This window comes from Phycisphaerales bacterium (genome assembly GCA_020852515.1).
In the GTDB taxonomy this organism is placed as follows: domain Bacteria; phylum Planctomycetota; class Phycisphaerae; order Phycisphaerales; family UBA5793; genus UBA5793.
Genome location: JADZAS010000023.1, coordinates 46887 through 65874, shown reverse-complemented (window position 1 = coordinate 65874; position 18988 = coordinate 46887). Strand labels below are relative to the sequence as shown.

The following is an 18988-nucleotide window of genomic DNA, read 5'->3' as shown; positions in this document are numbered from 1 at the left end:
AGAGCCTTTCATCCATTGCCGTGCAGCGGCACTTGCCGACTGCCCGGGACGCCAGCATCTTCTGAAGTCCTGTAGCCTAAAGGGCTTTCCCCCGATTCGGAATCATCCGATGCCTTAATCTGCGGCCACTGGCCGTGCTCCACCTCCCACCAGTCGGGCAGGCAGGACATCAAATCGGGCAACATCGCGCTGAGGAACTCGGAGGCGACCGCGGCCAGTTCATGGCGATCGACGCCGCGGTCGGGCCGCTGGAGTGTGACCTGCAACTTGCAGTAGTACGCGAACTCGGATGATCGGTCGTACGCGAGCAGGCGCACGCCCTCCGGAGAAGCCGTGACGCCGCCGTTGGCGACGAACAGGTAGCCGGCCGCAATCGTGTCATCGGGCTTTCGCTGATCCCAGTACTCCGCCGCATTGAGGTGCAGGCCGTTGGGCAGGCGCGGCATGCGAACGACTTGCCGGCTCTGATCCGACGTCTGCGCCATGCGGTACGGCTCGGCGCCTGCCTGAGGATCGCTCGGGTCAAACTCGGGATCGGGCCACCACAGCGAGTCATCAATGTCAAGCCGAATGGCGGAGGTGGTTGCCGACCTCGTCAGGCCGCCGCCGACGTAGCAGCGATCGGGAATATGCGGTACGGCGTCGATGCCGCCGGTGTAGTACGACACATGCAGCTGGAGAATTCCGTTGGCGGGATCGCCGTCGATGGCGAAGTTCCGGGTGACGTACTCCTCCGTGCCAAATTCGCGCAGAATCTCCTCCGATACGACTTCGTCGTTGCCGATCGTCTTCCAGCGGCCGACTTGCATCGGCAGTTCGCTCAACTGGCGGCGCAGCGGGACGGGCTCTTTTCGAAGATAGACGCCGAGCCACTGCTGCGCGGGGGCAAAGCCGAGCGCGCCGCCCGCAAAGAGCGCCACCATGATTGGAACCAGGCGCCGATGCAGCGGCGACGGCGAGCGCATGATGACGGCCGGCGGCGCCGTGCGCGCGGTTTTGTCCGCGGGGTGGGAGTCCGCGCCATCGATGAAGAGATGTTGAATGACCCAGACGATTCCCATGTAGAGCAGAAACGCGGGAATCAGCCACAGCATGCCGATGTAGAGGTGCGTCTGGCCCTTGGCCAGATCGACGTTGTACGTGGCCGCCACGCCGAGCGTCGTGACGCGCAGCACGTTGATCAGGATCGCCACGGGCACGCCGAGAAGGACCAGCGCGATGCGCTGCCACCACTTGCTCGTCATCAGAAACGCAATGGCGATGCCCAGGGCGATGAACGCGACGATCATGCGCATTCCCGCGCACGCTTCGGCGACATTGAGCGGAATCGACTGTCCGTTCCGGTACAGCGTCAGCACCGTACCTGAGATGTCGGTGTCATAGCCGATCATGTTGAGCAGGTAGTACGAGCCCTTGGACGCCCAGACCTGCAGCGTCGGCGTGACCTGGAGCAGCAGGCGCGGCGGCATGCGAATGCCCATGATCAGATAGAGCATGGGGAACATCAGCGCCAGCCACATGCGCCACCCGACCATCAGCAGTACGACGCCCATCAGCGTCGTGACCATCGCCATTCCCTGAAAGAAGTGATTGAAGGTCGGCCCGAAGGTGAAGAAAAAGTACGCGGCCACACCGAAGAGAATCAGCGGCAGGCCGAGCAGATTCACGCGCGCCGGCAGCGTCAGGATCCGACGGCGGTTCTCGTAGATGTAGTAGAGCGAGATGAACGGCACCAAGTACGCGTGCGACCAGTCCGGGTCACGGCTGTGCTCGATCTGATTGAGCAGAAAATGGTAGAAGAACGCGCAGAACGCGAGGCCCAGCAGAAGGATGCTGACCCACGTCCCTGGCGCTAAGCGGGCCTCGGATTTGCCTGTCCCTGCACGAGGTTGCATGTTGCCTGGTCTGCCCGATCGATCCGCTCATAGGACCCGGGTCCGGGAATACCCGTACCGGGCAGCATCACCATCGGCCGCTTCCGGTTTCCAAAACACCGGATTGTAGCAAGATGCTCCGTTATTGGACCGGTTTTTCAGGACTATTGGCCAACCCTGTTCACTGGAGGCGCCCCGAACACGTCATTGCCGAAGTTCCGGTCGAGCAGGAATCCGAACCCATACGAGGTCCGGAAGCCGTTGCGGATCACCGCCAGCGGCGCTGCGTACCACGTCGTGCCCACGACAATCAGATCGTCAGGCTTGAGATACACGTCCGGCTCGACGCCCTCCTTGATCGCCCGGTAATTGAGCATGACGATCGCTTCGAGGTTGTCGTTGAGGATGCGGTGGATCTCAAGGCGTTCGGGAATGGCCAGCGGCCCAAGGCCGCCGGAGGCCGCGATGGCCCGCTTGAGCGTCAGGCGGCCGTTGAGCGGGATGGCCAGCGTGCCGCCTCGCGCGACTTCGCCATCGAGGTGCACCAGGCCCTGCAGCGGTCGCGGGATCATGATGATGTCGTTGGGGCGAATGACGATGTTGTACGACGCGAGCCCATCCATGAGCGGCTCGACGGGCACCTCGATCACGCGCTGCGTCACGAGTTGCTCGAACTCCTGCTCGGCTTCTTGCGTCTCCTGTTTGGCCGCCAGGGCCTTGGATTCAGGACTGCGCGCGATCTGCACCCACTTGCCGCCGAGGTAGGCCCAATCGGTGTCGCGGTCCTCGCTTGCTGGAGCGGGCATATCGATCGCCGGCGGAACATTTTGCGCGCCATCGCCGGCGGGCGGCTGGCGCCGGCTCGTGCGGTGCCGCAAATCAGAGGCGTCGGCTCCGACCACACCGGGCTTGTCGGGCGTGCCCTCAATCACGTCATCGATGAGATCGAGAATGTCCTCGTCCGGGCTCCGCGGCTCGGGCATTTCTACCGGGACTTCATCGTCCATCGGATCGTCGCGCTCCGGGCTGCCGTGGCCGAGTTCGACCTCGCGCTTAAGCGGAACTTGGCGCACGATCCTGATGGTTCGCACGGTGTCGGGAATGCCGCCGGCCGTTGCGATGGCGTCGAGCAGGCGGAAGTTCGGCTCGGGAATGAAGTAGGTGTTCGAGGTGCCCACGCCGGCGATCACGTTGTAGGTGGTCTGGCGCTTGGTTTCCGAAACGACGCTCACCACCGGATTGCGCACGAACTGCGGATCAACGAGATCGGCGATCTTGTCGCGGATCTCGGCCTCGGTCAGTTCCGCCACGTACACCTGTCCCAACTGTGGGATGGTGATGAAACCGCGCTCATCCACGCTGCGCTGAATGACGTAAGGCTGGCCGGGCGCGATGAACTCGAAGACATCGATCGTCAGCAGATCGCCGGGGCCGACTTTGTAGATGACCGGCTCGGCAATCAGATCCGACGGCTGGATCTCCGTCGCCTGGATCGAATCGTCCTGATCGGTTTCGATCACGGCGATGCGGTCGAGAATGGGTACGCGGATCGGCGTCTCGTCGAAGCGGCCCGTCACGGACGGGTCCATGAACGAGTCCCACTGGCAGCCGGTCAGGCTGACCGCGGAAAGGACCATGCCGCAGAGCCCCGCGCGGGCAAAAAACGGCCGCGGCCGCGCGACATTGGAAAGGACGCAGCGCCGCATCGCCAGCGGGCTGCGTCGGGTGAAACTTGTCTCAGAGCGGGTCGAATCGACGGTCATCGTGTCGAACTCCGATGAAGGGAGAATCGGCTGGGCTGCGGCGCGGGCCGCGGGAGGGCGCCGTGGGCCGGAACTCGGCCTTTGGCATCTTATCCGCGGTGAGCCGTGCGTGCCCTGACGATGCAGATCCGTCAAGGCGGTCATCCAGCGACTATCGACCTGACCCCAACGGCGGCCGCAGACTTTCACTCCAGCGCCACCCGATCCAGCCGATGCATAAACTTGAGTTCCCATGAGCAGCCTGAGCCTTTCCAACCTGATCCTCAGCGCCGAGCCGCTGGATTTCCGCCGGCGCAAGCCGCAGTGGATCCGCGCGCGGCTGCCCGGGGGAGAGAAGTACCACGAACTGCGCGATTTGGTCACGGGCCACAACCTCCACACCGTCTGTGAAGAGGCCAAGTGCCCCAACATGGGCGAGTGCTGGGCCGACGGGGTCGCCACCATCATGATCCTCGGCGATGTCTGCACGCGCTCGTGCGGCTTCTGCCATGTCAAGACCGGCCGGCCGCCGGTGCTCGACGTCGATGAGCCGGGTCGCGTGGCCGACGCCGTGCGGATCATGAATCTCAGGTACGTGGTCATCACCAGCGTCAACCGAGACGAGCTGCCCGATGGCGGAGCGTCGATCTGGGCTGAGACCATCCGCCAGACGCACGCCATGTGCCCCGACACGAGCGTCGAGGTGCTGATACCGGACTTCTGCGGCAAATGGGACGCGCTGCAGAAGGTGATCGACGCCGAACCCGAGGTGCTCAGCCACAACATGGAAACGGTGCGGCGGATGTACCGCACGGTCCGCCCCCAGGCGAAGTACCATCGATCGATCGAGTTGCTGCGCCGCTGCAAGGACGCCGGGCTGGTCACCAAGACGGGGATCATGGTCGGCATCGGCGAGCGCGATGACGAAGTGCTCGAACTGATGGACGATGTGCGAGCCGGCAGCGATTGCGACATTCTCACCATCGGCCAGTACCTTCAGCCGACGCGCAACCACCTGCCCGTGGATCGCTGGGTCGATCCTGGCGCGTTCGAGCGCTTCCGGCGGGAGGGTCTCGAGCGAGGCTTCCGCGGCGTGGAAAGCGGCCCGATGGTGCGCTCGAGTTACCATGCAGACAAGCAGGCGGCCCCGCTCGTGCGGCCGAGGTCAAAGTCGCTCAACGCCGAAGCGCTGGGCGGCTGAGCGCGCCTCACCTTTCAGGAATGTCAACCTGATTGGGCGCAAGCCGGTTGACCGGCCCCCGGCGCGTGCGATCCTTGCGCATGATTCATAAAACCGCAGTTGCAGTGATCGCGAGCCTGTCGCTTCTGGTGGGTTGCAAGGGACCGGGCGATCGGATGGTGCGCCCCTTGCCCGACCCCAATGAGCCAGTCGCAGAGGTTGATGTGCATGAATTGCGCCTCTTCAACGGCATGAACGGCTCGCCGATGCAGTGGGAGGATCTCGTCCGGGCGGCCGGCGAGGCCGACGTCGTGCTCATCGGCGAGAGGCACGGCCACCCGATCGGGCTCGCCACGGCGTTACGGCTGTGGGAGCAGGTCGCGGCGGCGCAGCCCGACGCGGCGCTGAGCATGGAGTTCTTCGAGCGCGATGAGCAAGTCTCGCTTGATGACTACCTCACGGGAGTCACTGAAAAGGAACCGGAGTTCTGGGCCGCGGCTGACCGGTTCGCATCGAACTATCCTCCGGGCCACCGGGCCATGGTCGAGACGGCCAGGGCCAACGGACAACCGGTCATCGCCGCGAATGCTCCCCGTCGGTATGTCACAAAAGCACGCCTCGATGGCTTCGATTCGCTGCGTCAACTCAGCGCCGAGCAGCAGAGGTTGTTCGTCGTTCCCGAGTCGCTCACCGGCGGCCGGTATCGCGAGAAGTTCTTTGAAATGATGGGGGACCACGGCGAGGGGAGCCCGAACCCGAATGCGCCGCCGGTCGACGGCGAGGGCTACTACCGCGCGCAGAACATGTGGGACGCCACGATGGCTGATTCAATCCTGTCGGCCGTCGCCCAGGGGCGGCACCCGGTTGTGCACGTCGTTGGGCAGATGCACTGTGACTACTCCGGCGGCACGGTTTCGCGCATTGCCGATCAGCGCAGCGACGTCCTCCTCTGGACGATTTCGATGGTGAACGACTGGTCCGACACGCTGCGCGAAGAGGATGAGGGCCGCGCGGATTGCGTTATCTACGTCGGACCGGATTCCGAGAAGCGGATGCGGTAGGTCGACGACTGGTTCATATCGCGATGTCCACGCCCGGGTAGATGCCCCGGAACAACGCATTGCTCCACCAGATTCGGTTTTCCGAAGCGTTACTGCTCAAATCGAATCCCCTGGGCCAGCGGCAGTTCGCTGCCCCAGTTGATCGTGCAGGTCTGGCGGCGCATGTAGGCCTTCCACGCGTCCGATCCTGACTCGCGCCCGCCGCCGGTGTCCTTTTCGCCGCCGAACGCGCCGCCGATTTCGGCTCCGCTGGTTCCGATGTTGACGTTCGCGATGCCGCAATCGGAGCCGGCGTGGCTCAAAAAGCGCTCCGCCCTTCGCACCGAATCCGTGAAAATCGCGCTGCTCAGCCCCTGGTCCACCGCGTTCTGCTCCGCAATAGCCGTCTCGAGATCGTCGAACTCGATGAGATAGAGAATGGGAGCAAACGTCTCCTCGTGCACGATGGGCATGGACGCGGCGGCGCGGATGATCGTGGGCTCGACGAAGTAGCCGGTTCGCTGCAGGCGATTGCCGCCGAAAAGCACCTCACCGCCCTGCGCCCGCGCCTGGTCAACGGCCTTGATCATCGCCTCGACGGCGCCGACATGGATCATCGGCCCCATGAGCGTGTGCGGATCGAGCGGATCGCCGATGCGCGGCAGGATGGTCTCGTAGGCGCTGATAAGTCGGCCGGTGACCTCTTCGGCCGCGCCGCGCTGGACAAACAGCCGCCGTGTCGTCGTGCAGCGCTGGCCGGTGGTGCCCACGGCCCCGAAGACGACGGCGCGCGCCGCCAGATCGAGATCGGCGTCATCGCAGATGATCAGCGCGTTGTTGCCGCCCAGTTCGAGCAGTGTTCGTCCCAACCGCGACGCCACCACCTGCCCGATGTGGCGGCCCATTCTGCACGAGCCGGTGGCCGAGATCAACGGCAGGCGCTTGTCGCGGATCATGGCTTCGCCGACCTGCTCATCCGTGCCGATGATCAACTCGAACACGCCTTCGAGATCGTGTGCTCGCATGACTGCTTCGACGGTTTCGTGCAGCGCGATCGCGGTCAGCGGGGTGAGCAGTGACGGCTTCCAGATCATCGTGTCGCCACACACGGCCGCGACCATCGCGTTCCAGGCCCACACCGCCGCTGGAAAATTGAATGCGGTGATGATCCCGATCGGCCCGAGCGGGTGCCACTGTTCGTACATGCGATGCTGCGGCCGTTCGGAGTGCGTCGTCATGCCGTAGAGTTGGCGCGACAGGCCTACGGCGAAGTCACAGATGTCGATGCACTCCTGGATCTCGCCGATGCCCTCGGCTCTGATTTTGCCCATCTCGAGAGAGATCAGTTCGCCCAGCGGCTCGACTCGTTCGCGGATGGCCAGTCCGATCTGCCGCACGATTTCGCCGCGCCTGGGAGCCGGAACGAGCCGCCACTTGCGAAACCGGTCGGCGGCGCTCACGACCGCTGCGTCGTAGTTGACGCGGTCGGACAGGCGCACCCATGCAATCGACTCAGCTGTGGTGGGATTCTCCGTGGCGATCCACTGGCCCTCCGAGGGGCGCGCCTTGGACACGAGGGGATGAGTGTCGAGCCCGAGGGTCGAGAGAAGTCTGGAGGCAGTCATGGGTAGTTGTAGCCGGGCCCTGCGGGCGGTTCCGAGTCGGCTGGCGCGAACTTGCCAAAGACGCTCCACGATGCAAAGATATCCGAACAAATACCGATCGCCGCCGGCACGTTGCCCGGCTTCAACTCGATCGGGTGATCAATTGCAGGAGAGACGTCATGAATCGGCTTTGCATCTTCGGCTGGTCGGCCGCCGCGGCGGTTGCGCTTGCATCATTCACCGGTTGTGCTTCGTCCGACGAACCGGAGATGGATCCGGAAGAGATGATGGCCCAGTGGGAGGCCATGAACCAGCCCGGCGAACATCAGGAGCACCTCAAGTCCATGGTCGGCACCTGGGACGTCGTCAACACCATGTGGATGGAGCCAGGCGGCGAACCCATGGTCTCGACCGGCGTCGCGGTCAATCGCATGATCATGGACGGCCGCTACCTCGAAGGCGAGTACGAGGGCGAGTGGGAGGGCGAAAAGTTCACCGGCAAGGGCCTCACCTGCTATGACAACATGACCGGCAAGTACATCAACGTCTGGGGCGATTCGATGTCCACGGGCCTGATGACCTCTGAGGGTCACTGCACGCAGGACGGCAAGGTGTTCAACTTCGAGTGCGAGATGAACCTCGGTGAGATGGGCGGCATTCAGAAGTGCCGCGAGGTCATCACCATCGTGAGCCCGGACAAGTACACGTTCGAGTGGTTTGAGAAGCGCGGCGGCGACGAAATGAAAACCATGGAAATCGTGTACACCCGCAGGCGCTGAAGCGATTTCACCCGCGAATCCCGGAGGCCCGCGCTTGACGAGCGCGGGCTTTTTTTGTGGTGCGCCGCTCCGCTTCAGGCCCGCAACTGATGTGAGTGCTTGATGCCAAGGCTCTCGTAGATGCGGCGCGTCGCGGCGGACCGGTTGAGCGTGTAGAAGTGCAGCCCGCGTACCTGGTGGTCGAGCAGGCGGCGGCACTGGTCGGCCGCCCAGTGAGCGCCGACGCTGGCTACGCGCTCGTCATCATCGCCCGCCCGGGCCAGGGCCCGCAACAGTTCGGCCGGCAGGCGCGCCCCGCTCAGGCTCGCCATGCGCTTGACTCCGGCGATGGATTGGATCGGCATGATGCCGGCCACGATGGGCTTGCTGATGCCGACCAATTCGCAGCGCTCGACAAAGTCGTAGAAGTCGCGATTGTCGAAGAACAGCTGCGTGATGACCACGTCAGCGCCCGCGTCCACCTTGCGCTTGAGGTTGTCGAGATCAAGCATCTTGTCGGTCGTCTCGGGGTGCCCTTCCGGATACCCGGCCACGCCGATCCCCAGCGCTGGGAACTCCTTGCGGATGAACGCGACGAGGTCGCTGGCGTAGCGGAACCCATCCGCGGGTGGCTCGAAATGCTCGGCGCCGGGCGGCAGGTCGCCGCGCAAGGCCAGCACGTTTTCGACTCCTCCCTCGACGTAACTCTGCAGGATCTCTGCGATCTCGCGGCGCGAGGAGTTCACGCACGTGAGATGCGGCACGGTCGTCAGCGTCGTGTCGCGCCTCAGGCGGAGTACGAGTTCCCGCGTGCGGTCGCGCGTCGATCCCCCGGCGCCATACGTGACGGAGACGAACGAGGGCCCGAGCGGTTCGAGCCCGGAAACCGTCGAATACAGCGTCCTCGCGGCTTCATCCGACTTGGGCGGAAAAAACTCGAAGGAAATGCTCGGTCGATGATCGGCCAGGATCTGGTCGAATCGCATGCCTGCTCCAGTGGCGCGCCCGCGCGGCGCTTGTCCGTGGACCCAAGCGAGTGTAAACGCCCGGGCGCGCTGGTCAACGCAGTCGCGTCACGCCGGCTTGACTCACAATCAGCAGCGCTGCATCATCCTTCATCCATTTTGACACCAACAATGCCACGGCATGAGAGGAGATTCAAGTGCTTCGATCGCTCAATTCAATACTGTTTGCCCTGCTGCTTCTGACCCTGGGCGCCTGTTCGTCGGTGACTACTACGCACCTGCTCGGCGAGCCGATTGATGCCGAGCAGGCGGCCAGGCTCGAAGGCGCGTGGGTCGGCGGCGATTCGATCTTCTTCGTGCACCACCTCGGCGAGGGCAAGACGCACGTCGGCACCACCCGGTGGAACGACGGCGAGCAGAAGTTCACGATCGAGCAGGACACAGTCTTTGTTCGCGCCGTGGGCGAGGCCGTCATCCTGCAGATCGCCGAACAGCGCGAGCAGGAGAGCGAAACGCGCTATTCGCTGACGCGGCTGCTGATCACCGAATCGGGAGAGATCATCTACTTAGCAGCCGATGCGGACCGCTTCGCCGCGGCCATCAAGCGAGGCGAACTCAAGGGTGAAGCCCAGGGAGACGGCGAGGTGGTCGAGGGGTTTGCCGCGACCCAGTCGAAGAACGTGCACCTCACCGGCGCCAAGGCGGAAATCGACGCGTACCTGACTCCTGAAAGGCTCAGCCTGCTCTTTCCCGTTGAGGCGAGCGGCGTGCTGCGGCGCATCGAGAACGTCGAAATCGAATGAGGCTCAGTCCTCGGCACGCTCGCCATCGGGCGCCATGCGCACGATAAGGGGATCGAACCGGCCGACAACGTCCACGAGATCATCCTGCTGGGCCATGACCTGCCGGATGTCCTTGTACGCCATCGGCGCCTCATCGAGACCGGCGCTGAGCAGCGTGATCTCGCGCTCGGCGAGCAGCTTCTTCACATGCGACCAGCGGAAAGACCTTCGCGCTTCGGAGCGGGACATGGCGCGCCCGGCGCCGTGCGAAGCGGAGTTGAGCGAGGCGGCGCTTCCCTTGCCGCGCACGATGAAGCCGGGATCGGCCATCGAGCCGGGGATGACCCCCAGCACGCCAGTACCGGCGGGAGTGGCGCCTTTGCGGTGAACGATGACCTCGCGACCGCCGTGTTCCTCTTTCCATGCAAAGTTGTGGTGGTTCTCCACGCCGGCGATCGCGCGTGCTCCGAGGTTTCGCACCACACCCTCGTGGATCAGCGCGTGGTTGGCCGAGGCGTAGGCGCCCATCAGTTCCATTGCCGCCCAGTACTCGCGGCCGGGATCGGTGTCGAGATCGAGCCAGGCCAGGTGTCGCAGCGCCTTGGGCAGTTCCGGGTGCAGTTCCATCGCCAGTTTCGAATAGTGATTGGCCACGGCAAAGCCGGCGCCCCGGCTGCCGCTGTGACTGAGCAGTGCGACGTATTCGCCCGCGGCCAGGCCCAGGTCCGGCTCGTCGAGCGTCAGGCGACCGAACTCGACGAAGTGATTGCCCGAGCCGCTGGTGCCCAGTTGCCACCACGCCTTGTCGCGCGCCTGCCGCGTCACGGGGCTTACAGACCAGTCCATCTGCAGCACCGGATGATCGCGCTTCTTCTCCCACCTGGCGCCCATGCCAAACGACGTTTCCGCCGTCAGAGCGTTTGAGAGCCGATCCACCTGGCCGCGCAGCGCGTTCACCGGCAGATCGAGCACGCTCAGCTTCATGCGGCAGGCAATGTCCACACCGACCGCGTACGGGATCACGGCATTATCCGTAGCGAGCACGCCGCCGATGGGCAGTCCGTAGCCGACGTGCGCATCGGGCATCAGCGCAGCCGAGACGCTCACGGGCAGTTCGCACGCGTTGCGCATCTGCTCGATGGATGCGGGATCAAGGTCCAGGCCCCACGAGTTCCATTGCACGGAGCCGCACAGTTCGGTCCGGAAAGGCATGCTGTCGCCTCGGGTTCGTTCCAGGAGGATCAATAAGCCGCGGCGAGCGCGGCGTTGCGCTCAAGCGAGAGCAGGCCGCGCTTGATGCCCAGCGCATCGCTGGCGCTGTTGGTCGTGCCCGCATAGCCGTGCAGCCTGCCATCGCTGGCCACGACGCGATGGCATGGCACAATGACCGAAAGCGGGTTGCAGCGCATCGCCTGTCCCGCGGCGCGCGAAGCCATGCGCGAACCCGCCATCTCCGCCAGTTCGGCGTACGAGCGCACCTGCCCGTGCGGAATGCTCCGGCAAGCCTCCCAGCAGCGGCGCTGGAATTCGGGGCCCTCGGGTGTTGGCACGTCGGACCAGTCGGGGATGGCGTCGCCGGCAAAGTAGCCGCGCAGGCGATCCGCGACGTGGTCGAGCCATGGCGAGTTGCCTTTCCTGCGGACATGGCCGCCTTCATCCGCCAGCTGCCGCCATTGCGATCGCAGCGACCCATCAGCGGACAAGTGGATAATCAACTGTCCGATTGCCGCAGGGATGACGCGCGTGGCAGCGCTGCACTGGTGGGCTCTCATCTCTGACCTCCGGGATGGCGGTGTCATGCGCGGACGATTCGGCAGACGCGCCGCTTGCCCACGCGGAGGATGATACCGTCCGCTTTGAGCGGCACCGTCAGCGTCGGATCGGAGACCTTCTGCTCGTCGATGCTCACGCCGCCCTGGGCGACCAGTCGGCGGGCCTCGTTGTTGCTGGCGGCAAAGCCGACTTCGCGCATCAGGTCGAGCACGCCCGCCGACTCGAGCGCCAGCCGGTGCGTCTCCAGATCGGCTGGAAGATTGCCCTCGCGAAACCGGGACGCGAATTCCTGCGCCGCGCGCTGTGCCGCTTCGGGCCCGTGGAACCGCTTGACGATTTCGCGGCCGAGTCGCTCCTTGGCCTGGCGCGGGTGCGTGCGCTGCGCATCGCACAGCGCTTCGATCTCGTCGGCGGGGACGGCGGTGCACAGCGTGAACCACTCGGACATGAGGTCATCCGGGATCGACATCGTCTTGCCGAACATCTCGTCGGCGCTCTCCGTCACGCCGATGTAATTGCCCAGCGACTTGCTCATCTTCTCGCGCCCGTCGAGCCCTCGCAGGATCGGCATGGTAATCACGATCTGCGGCGGCTGATCGTTGGCGATCTGAAAGTCGCGACCGACGAGGTTGTTGAACGTCTGGTCGGTGCCGCCGAGTTCGACGTCGGCGCGGATGCACACCGAGTCCCAACCCTGCATGAGTGGGTAGAGAAACTCGTGCACCGAGATCGGCTGACCCGCCTTGTATCGCTTGTCGAACGTGTCGCGCTCGAGCATGCGGGCCACGGTCATGTGGCTCGCCAGGCGGATCGTGTCAGCAAACGTCAGTTTCGAGAGCCACTCGCTGTTGCGGCGGACTTCGAGCCGGCTCGGATCGGCGTCGAGCACACGGGTCGCCTGCTCGAGATACGTCTGGGCGTTGGCGTCGATCTCCAGTTCGGTGAGCATCGGCCTCGTCTTGGACTTGCCGGTGGGGTCGCCGATTCGAGCGGTGTAGTCGCCGATGATGAGCACCGCGATGTGGCCGAGATCCTGAAATCGGCGCATCAGGCCGAGGACCACGGTGTGGCCGAGATGGATGTCCGGGCTTGACGGATCGAGGCCAAGTTTCACGCGCAGCGGACGCCCGGCGGCGCTGGCCTTTGCGAGCCTGCCGGCGAGCTCATCGCGCGTGTAGACTGCCGCCGTACCGCGCAGAAGTGCGTCGATCGTCGTATCCGGTTGTGGCATGGCGTGATCCTATCCGTTGGAGGGGGTGGAATCGCCGCGGCGGCGCCTGGCGCAATCATCCTGCTGGAGAGCAGTAACAAATATCGCGCAGCGGTGCTATCGTTATGTCTGGACGTTGCGGTGACGGGGGGACCACGCACGAGCGTGTGCCGGGCGCCGCCTCCAGTCGAGGTAAAGGAACAGCACAACATGGTCAGCATTGCCGACCAGCGCGATCATCTCAACGCGCTGACTGATTGCATCATCGCGATGTCCAGAATTCACGCCGCCGCACCTGCGGAATGGCTGACGGCCGCGGCGGAGATCATCCGAACCCACCTGGCCCCGCGCCAGGTCGTCTCCCTCTGGGACGGGAAAGGGGCGGATGCATCCCGATGGGAGTTCATCCACCTTGGCGTCAGCGCCACCCAGCCCGCGGAGGCCGCCCGCTGGAACAGCCAATTCATGCATACGCTCGACGACGCGGGAATCACTCCCAGCGTGATCGCCGAGACGGTCCAAACGTCCATTGCAGGTCGCCTCACGCGCGGCCGCTACGAATCGGACCACGAACGCCGGACCTTTGAGGCCTACTCGCGCCGGCTCGGCGTCGAATCGCTGGACTACTTCGGGGGCCCCCTGGACAAGGGGGAGCCTCGGCGCGAGACCGGACGGACGCTGTTTCTGTCCGTGTGGTCGGCTGAGCGAGTGGCGGCCGATGACGCAGGACGTCGGGCGGCCCTCCTTCAGGCCTGGCGGGCTGCGGAAGGGCTGTACATCGAGGCCATGAGCAAGGGACCCGCCCGCATGGCGTCGCTTCGCCAGCGCCTCACGCCTGGGCAGTTGCGCGTTGCCGAAATGCTCGCCCAGGGCCTGAGCAAGCGCGAAGTCGCCGCCAGGCTCCAGCGCAGCGAGCACACCATCCACGACCACACCAAGTCGATCTACCAGGCACTCGACGTCAGCACGCGAGCCGAATTCATGGCGCTCTGGTCGGGAACGGCTGAACGGGCCGAATAGCGGTCACACGCGAAACAGCGCACCGGCCTTTCGGCCCATGAGCACCGAAGCGCCCGTCAGCGTCACGATGAGCAGCAGCATGCCCCAGACGCCCATGGCCGACGCGATGTACTCGCCGTCTCCCAGACGCTGGTAGAGCGTGTAGATCGCCTTGGTCATCGGGTAGTGCACCTCGCGCTGCGCGAGGATCAGCGAGTCGGAGACTTCGAGCATCGAGAAGCTGAACACGAGCAGGCCGCCTGCAATCAGGTTCGCCATGATCAGCGGCAGCGTGATGACCGAGAGCGTCCGCAGCGGCCCGGCGCCGAGGTTGCGAGCCGCCTCTTCGAGTTCCACGGCGGTCTGTTCGAGGCCCGCAGTCACCGAGCGCACCATGTACGGCAGGCGGCGAACGGCGTAGGCAATCACGAGCAGCAGCAGGGGATTGGCCTCCGGACCAAGGACGTCGAACCGTTCGGCCAGCGGCGCCAGCCATGCTCGCCAACCCTCCGCCTCACGGCCCCAGCTGAAGGGCGGAGCCAACGTCATCGCCACGTAGCCGAAGGCGAGCACCATGCCCGGCACGGCCAGCGGCAGCATGGACAGCGCATCAAGCAATCCGCGCCCGAACACCCGGCCGCGCGCGATGAGGTATCCGATGAGCGTGCCGATCACCAGCGTGAGCAGCATCGAAATCGTCGCGTACTTGAGCGAATTGGCAATTGAGCCCATCGCCAGGCTGTGGCCGAGCGCATCGCTGTAGTGATCCGTTGTCCACTGCAGCGGGAGCACGGAGTGGTACCACTGGCCGGGTGCGGCGAAACTCGCCGCGATCACGCCGATGTGCGGCAGCATTGCCGGAACGATGACCGCCGCGAACAGCAGCCAGGCGCCCAAAGTCCCCGCCGGTCCCAGCGGCCGCTCTTCGGATCGGATTGACGCCTTGGAGTACATCGCATGGCCGCGCGAGCCGAAGACGCCTTTGCCCAGCGCGTACAGCAGCATTGCCGCGACCAGCATGACTACCGTGAGCGCGTAAGGCTGGGCCGACGACTCCATCTCCTTCAACTGGTAAAACACCTGCACGGGCAGTACGTGGCGCATGTCGAACATGAGCGGCGTGCCCAGTTCGGTAAATGACCACACAAAGACAATCGTGGCGCCTGCAAAGATCCCCGGCCGGATGAGAGGCAGCGTGATGCGCCGGAAGCGCAGCCAACCGCCGGCGCCAAGGTTGCGGCCGGCTTCGTCGAGCGTGGGATCCAGATTCGCCAGGGCGGAGAGCACGTTCAGGTAGACAATCGGGTAGAGGTGCAGCGCTTCGACGATGACCACGCCCCAGAACTTGCCCTGCCCGAGCACGTCGAGTTCGGTTCCCAGCAGCGCGTTGAGCGAACCGGCCCGGCCGAGGATGTGCTTCATGCCGATGGCGCCCACGAACGGCGGCAGCACGAGCGGCACGAGCACCAGCGCGTTCCAGAGCCGCTTGCCCGCAAAGGCGTATCGCGCCGAAACGACGGCCAGCGGCAGCGACATCGCGACCGCCAGGGCCGTGGTAACTGCGGCGATCATCGCCGAGCTCGCCAGGCTCTCGCGAAGCGACGGGTCGGCAAAAACAAGCCGGATCGGCGCCAACGAAAACGCGCCATCCGGGCCGACAAAGCCGCCCCGCACGGTGAGCACAATGGGCCAGATCAGGAACACCGCCAGCACCGCCAGCAGCGCCAGAACCAGAACCTGTTGCCCAAGCAGCCGAAGTCTCATGCGGTCGAAACAGTAGACCGCGGCGACGGGCGCGGCCGATTCACAAAGCGCAAGGAGCCATCGCTTCATTTCCGAGCGCTTCACGCGCCGCGCGGATGCAACGACTCGGCGACCTACACTCGTGCCATGTCCAGCGGACCGGAGCAACACGACCAGCCGGAGGCGCCCGTGGATCGCGCGCCGATCGCCGGCGAACTCGCCAAGACGCCGATTGAAAGCGCGCGGCCGCTGCTTGAGGATGTGACGGCCGAGTCTCCGCTCGATCAGACGGTTGCGCGGATTCTCTCCGCGCCTGAACTCGTCAATGTCGACGTGCTCGCTCCGGCGGTGCAGGCCCTCGAGCCTGCCGACGCCGCCGACGCCCTCGAAGAGATCGAGATGGATGCCGCGGCCAACGTGGTCGTGCGCATGCCCGAAGACGAGGCGGCCGCCGACATCGCCGCGATGGAGACGCCCTGGGCCGTCGAGGTGCTCCGGCAGGTGATGACCGACTACGGTGCGGAGATCGCCTGCCGCTACCTCGACCGGATGGAAGCCGACGACGCCGTCGACATCCTCCAGGCCATGACCGAGGAGGAGCGCGAGCGCCTCTTTGACGTGCTCCCGCCCGCCAGCGCCGTGCATCTCAAGCAACTGCTGCGATTCGATCCCGAGACGGCCGGCGGCATGATGACCATCGAATTTGTCAAGGTGCGGCGCGACGCCACGGTGGCGCAGGCCATCGAGTCGCTCCGCCGCCAGCATGACGTCGAGTTTAACCAGGTCTATTGCGTGGATTCGAAGCAGCACCTCGTGGGCACGGTGTCGCCCAAGAGCCTGATCGTCGCGTCGGCTACGGATCCGATCGAAGATCTGGTCGACGACGAACTGGACTACCTGCGCCCCGAAACCGACCGCGAAGAGATCGCCGCCGCGTTTGAGCGTTACGACTACAACGAGATGCCCGTGGTCGATCACGCCGGCCGGCTGCTGGGCATCGTGACGGTCGATGACGTGCTCGACATCATCCGCGCCGAGCACACCGAAGACGCGTACAAGATGGTCGGCGCCGGCATGGGCGAGGCGGTCTACAGCAGCATCTGGCAGAAGTTTCGCGGACGCTTTCCCTGGCTGGTCGTGAACGTCTTTACGTCCATGGTGGCGGCGATGGTGGTGCTGCAGTTCGATCACCTCATTGCCGAACTGGCGATCCTTGCCGTCTTGATGCCCGTCATCGCCAACCAGGCCGGCAACGCCGGCCAGCAGTCGCTGGCGGTCACGCTGCGCGGCCTGGTGCTGGGCGAAGTCCGCGGCCGGCGAGCCTGGCCGCTGGTGCGGCGCGAAGTCACCGTGGGCGTGCTCAACGGGTTCCTCGTCGGTGCGTGCATTGGACTGATCGTGGCGGCGATGACGCTGCTTGGCCTGCGCAGCGTGCAGTGGGAACTGGGAATCGTCATAGCGCTGGCCATGACCGCGTCAGTGGGGACGGGCTGCCTGGCGGGCTCGGCGATGCCGCTGGTGCTCGATCGGTATGGCTTCGATCCGGCAACGGGATCGACGATTTTCCTGACCATGGTGACGGATTCGGTCAGTTTTCTCACCTTCCTCGGCCTGGCGAGCGTGCTCCAGCGGCTGCTGCTGGCACCGCCCGGCGGCTGAACGGCGCGCGACGCCCGGAGGGGGCCCGAAAATCATTGACGCCAACCACTTGACGAGTGCCTGACCGGGCGAGACACTGTTGGACCCGCACGCCGTGCTTGCGGCCGGCGCGGAACGTGTCGGAACGGGTCAGGCGCGCTCTCGGCCCATCGACGGAGCTGAGCGAACGCCCATCGAACGGAATTCGCCTCCTGGAGGTCTCGGACAATGGCGTCAAGATCGAATAGCGGCATGGGGGTGCTGGTGGCCCTGGTCATCTTCATCATGCTCACCATCACGCTGCTGCTGCTGCTTATGCTCTTTTACACCAAGGCGGACAAAGAAGCGCAGGCGCGCGAATCCGCCGAAGCCGCTGCCCGCGAGTTCATCCGCCAGGACGAGCGCAACCGCGACGACATCACGCGGCTCAAGAGCGAAGCGTCCGCCGAGGGCAAGAGCGTCGTCATGTACCTCCGCGATCAGATCCAGACCACGATGCGCAAAGTCGCTGGAAACGCGAACCTCTCGCCTGCGCGGCTGGGCACGCAACTCGAGCAACTGGGCATGGCCGAGGGTGAGTCCCTCACCGGACTGGTGACGACCCTGCGAACCGAACTCAAAGACGCTCAGGATCAGATCGATTCCCTCGAATCCGAATTGAACAACGCGCACACGCGCCTGGGCGAAGAAGTCGCGCGCCGGGAGCAGAACCAGAAGGACTACGAGGCGACCGTCGCAGCGCTCAAGGCCGACATCGACGCCACCAAGGCTCGCGCCGACCGTTATCAGCAGCAGGTGCTCCAGTCCGAGCAGAACATGGACGCTCGCGTGCAGGAAATTCGCGACAACCTCGAGCAGCGGATCGCTTCGCTCACCGAGCAGCTCGAGCGCCGCGACGTGACGATCGCCGGTCTGCAGGACAACGTCACCTCGCTCCAGACGCGGCTCCGAGAGACCTCGATCAGCAGCGTGGACGAAGGCCAGCAGACCGACGGTGAAATCGTCCGCATGGTGGGCAATGACGAGGTGTTCATCAACCTCGGCCAGAAGCAGCACGTTGTGCTCGGCATGACCTTCAACGTGTACGGCTCGACCTCCGAGATGCGGCCCGACGCCGCCGGCCAGGTGCCTCAGGGCAAGGCGACGATCGAAGTCACCCGCATCGGCGATACGACCTCCACGGCCCGCATCATCCGCGCCACGCCGGGCCGCGCCGTCGTCGAAGGCGACCTCATCGTCAATCCCGTCTATGACCGCAACAAGGAATACCAGTTCTTCGTCTTCGGCGATTTCGATCTCGACGGGGAGAACGGCACGAGTTCGCTGGAAACGGAAATCGTTCGGTCCCGCATCAAGGAGTGGGGCGGCAACATCCGTGACCAGTTCTCCGGCGACATCGACTTCCTCGTGCTGGGCGTCGCGCCGACGATGCCGCTGCAGCCCCGTTCGGACGCCACCCCGCCCGAGGTCATGCGCTATCGCCGCGAGCGGCAGTTCTATGACGACTATCAGAACCTGCTCGATCGCGCTCAGAAGCTCTCGATTCCCGTGCTCAACCAGAATCGCCTGCTGACGCTGATTGGTTACTACGGGAACTGAACCGGCGGACAGCCAGAATGTCCTTTCAGCCCCGCGCTCCGGCGCGGGGCTTTTCATATCCTCTTCGGCCCGTTGCAGTCG

At 64.8% G+C, this 18988-nt stretch carries 15 protein-coding genes; 7 read left to right on the top strand and 8 right to left on the bottom strand.

The window, feature by feature from the left end; all coding sequences use genetic code 11:
• Positions 1–8: 8 nt before the first annotated feature.
• Together IT430_15295 and IT430_15290 are read right to left on the bottom strand one after the other, a co-directional pair.
• The gene (locus tag IT430_15295; GenBank protein ID MCC6909303.1) at positions 9–1895 is read right to left on the bottom strand and encodes an exosortase/archaeosortase family protein; all 1887 of its coding nucleotides are present in this window, start codon (positions 1893–1895) and stop codon (positions 9–11) included.
• Positions 1896–2038: 143 nt separating this feature from the next.
• On the bottom strand, positions 2039–3637 hold the full coding sequence (locus tag IT430_15290; protein MCC6909302.1) for a polysaccharide biosynthesis/export family protein: 1599 nt from the start codon (positions 3635–3637) through the stop codon (positions 2039–2041).
• Positions 3638–3869: 232 nt separating this feature from the next.
• Between IT430_15290 and lipA the strand changes: the two genes are divergently transcribed.
• Both lipA and IT430_15280 read left to right on the top strand, forming a co-directional pair.
• A complete protein-coding gene (gene lipA / locus IT430_15285; protein ID MCC6909301.1) occupies positions 3870–4817 on the top strand; it encodes a lipoyl synthase in 948 nt (315 codons plus the stop codon).
• 80 nt (positions 4818–4897) lie between these two features.
• Entirely contained in the window at positions 4898–5857 is a 960-nt protein-coding gene (locus tag IT430_15280) for a ChaN family lipoprotein (protein ID MCC6909300.1), read from the top strand.
• An 89-nt stretch (positions 5858–5946) separates the two neighbouring features.
• Here the strand turns inward: IT430_15280 and IT430_15275 are convergent, their stop codons facing one another.
• Positions 5947–7461 carry an aldehyde dehydrogenase family protein gene (locus tag IT430_15275; protein ID MCC6909299.1) on the bottom strand — a complete coding sequence of 505 codons (1515 nt, stop codon included), beginning with the start codon at positions 7459–7461 and terminating at the stop codon, positions 5947–5949.
• Between the two features lie 158 nt (positions 7462–7619).
• Between IT430_15275 and IT430_15270 the strand changes: the two genes are divergently transcribed.
• The gene (locus IT430_15270) at positions 7620–8219 is read left to right on the top strand and encodes a DUF1579 domain-containing protein (protein MCC6909298.1); all 600 of its coding nucleotides are present in this window, start codon (positions 7620–7622) and stop codon (positions 8217–8219) included.
• A gap of 74 nt (positions 8220–8293) precedes the next feature.
• On the opposite strand, the gene metF is transcribed toward IT430_15270, so the two are convergent.
• Positions 8294–9184, bottom strand: a complete 891-nt coding sequence (gene metF, locus IT430_15265) for a methylenetetrahydrofolate reductase [NAD(P)H] (GenBank protein MCC6909297.1) — start codon at positions 9182–9184, stop codon at positions 8294–8296.
• Between the two features lie 176 nt (positions 9185–9360).
• On the opposite strand from metF, the gene IT430_15260 reads away from it, so the two are divergent.
• Positions 9361–9966: a hypothetical protein gene (locus IT430_15260; protein ID MCC6909296.1), complete on the top strand. Its 606-nt coding sequence runs from the start codon at positions 9361–9363 to the stop codon at positions 9964–9966.
• Between the two features lie 3 nt (positions 9967–9969).
• Here the strand turns inward: IT430_15260 and IT430_15255 are convergent, their stop codons facing one another.
• From IT430_15255 to IT430_15245, 3 genes are read right to left on the bottom strand one after another with little or no spacing between them, the layout of a single operon-like run.
• Entirely contained in the window at positions 9970–11157 is a 1188-nt protein-coding gene (locus IT430_15255; protein ID MCC6909295.1) for an RtcB family protein, read from the bottom strand.
• Positions 11158–11186: 29 nt separating this feature from the next.
• Positions 11187–11717 (bottom strand): methylated-DNA--[protein]-cysteine S-methyltransferase, encoded by a 531-nt coding sequence (locus IT430_15250; protein ID MCC6909294.1) that lies wholly within the window; start codon positions 11715–11717, stop codon positions 11187–11189.
• A gap of 23 nt (positions 11718–11740) precedes the next feature.
• Positions 11741–12949 carry a tyrosine--tRNA ligase gene (locus tag IT430_15245; GenBank protein MCC6909293.1) on the bottom strand — a complete coding sequence of 403 codons (1209 nt, stop codon included), beginning with the start codon at positions 12947–12949 and terminating at the stop codon, positions 11741–11743.
• A gap of 189 nt (positions 12950–13138) precedes the next feature.
• Here IT430_15245 and IT430_15240 point away from each other — a divergent pair, with 189 nt between their 5' ends.
• Positions 13139–13948: a response regulator transcription factor gene (locus IT430_15240; GenBank protein MCC6909292.1), complete on the top strand. Its 810-nt coding sequence runs from the start codon at positions 13139–13141 to the stop codon at positions 13946–13948.
• 3 nt (positions 13949–13951) lie between these two features.
• Here IT430_15240 and IT430_15235 read toward each other — a convergent pair whose 3' ends face one another.
• Positions 13952–15691, bottom strand: coding sequence for an iron ABC transporter permease (locus IT430_15235; protein MCC6909291.1), 1740 nt, complete (start codon positions 15689–15691; stop codon positions 13952–13954).
• A 126-nt stretch (positions 15692–15817) separates the two neighbouring features.
• Between IT430_15235 and mgtE the strand changes: the two genes are divergently transcribed.
• Both mgtE and IT430_15225 read left to right on the top strand, forming a co-directional pair.
• Entirely contained in the window at positions 15818–17329 is a 1512-nt protein-coding gene (gene mgtE / locus IT430_15230) for a magnesium transporter (GenBank protein MCC6909290.1), read from the top strand.
• 231 nt (positions 17330–17560) lie between these two features.
• Positions 17561–18907, top strand: coding sequence for a hypothetical protein (locus IT430_15225; protein ID MCC6909289.1), 1347 nt, complete (start codon positions 17561–17563; stop codon positions 18905–18907).
• The last annotated feature ends 81 nt before the right edge of the window (positions 18908–18988 follow it).

Coding starts and splice junctions, on each gene's coding strand:
- IT430_15250 (MCC6909294.1), bottom strand. CDS start 11,717: ATGAGAGCCCACCAGTGCAGCGCTGCCACGCGCGTCATCCCTGCGGCA.
- IT430_15255 (MCC6909295.1), bottom strand. CDS start 11,157: ATGCCTTTCCGGACCGAACTGTGCGGCTCCGTGCAATGGAACTCGTGG.
- IT430_15235 (MCC6909291.1), bottom strand. CDS start 15,691: ATGAGACTTCGGCTGCTTGGGCAACAGGTTCTGGTTCTGGCGCTGCTG.
- IT430_15290 (MCC6909302.1), bottom strand. CDS start 3,637: ATGACCGTCGATTCGACCCGCTCTGAGACAAGTTTCACCCGACGCAGC.
- IT430_15270 (MCC6909298.1), top strand. CDS start 7,620: ATGAATCGGCTTTGCATCTTCGGCTGGTCGGCCGCCGCGGCGGTTGCG.
- IT430_15275 (MCC6909299.1), bottom strand. CDS start 7,461: ATGACTGCCTCCAGACTTCTCTCGACCCTCGGGCTCGACACTCATCCC.
- mgtE (MCC6909290.1), top strand. CDS start 15,818: ATGTCCAGCGGACCGGAGCAACACGACCAGCCGGAGGCGCCCGTGGAT.
- IT430_15240 (MCC6909292.1), top strand. CDS start 13,139: ATGGTCAGCATTGCCGACCAGCGCGATCATCTCAACGCGCTGACTGAT.
- IT430_15280 (MCC6909300.1), top strand. CDS start 4,898: ATGATTCATAAAACCGCAGTTGCAGTGATCGCGAGCCTGTCGCTTCTG.
- IT430_15245 (MCC6909293.1), bottom strand. CDS start 12,949: ATGCCACAACCGGATACGACGATCGACGCACTTCTGCGCGGTACGGCG.
- lipA (MCC6909301.1), top strand. CDS start 3,870: ATGAGCAGCCTGAGCCTTTCCAACCTGATCCTCAGCGCCGAGCCGCTG.
- IT430_15295 (MCC6909303.1), bottom strand. CDS start 1,895: ATGCAACCTCGTGCAGGGACAGGCAAATCCGAGGCCCGCTTAGCGCCA.
- IT430_15225 (MCC6909289.1), top strand. CDS start 17,561: ATGGGGGTGCTGGTGGCCCTGGTCATCTTCATCATGCTCACCATCACG.
- metF (MCC6909297.1), bottom strand. CDS start 9,184: ATGCGATTCGACCAGATCCTGGCCGATCATCGACCGAGCATTTCCTTC.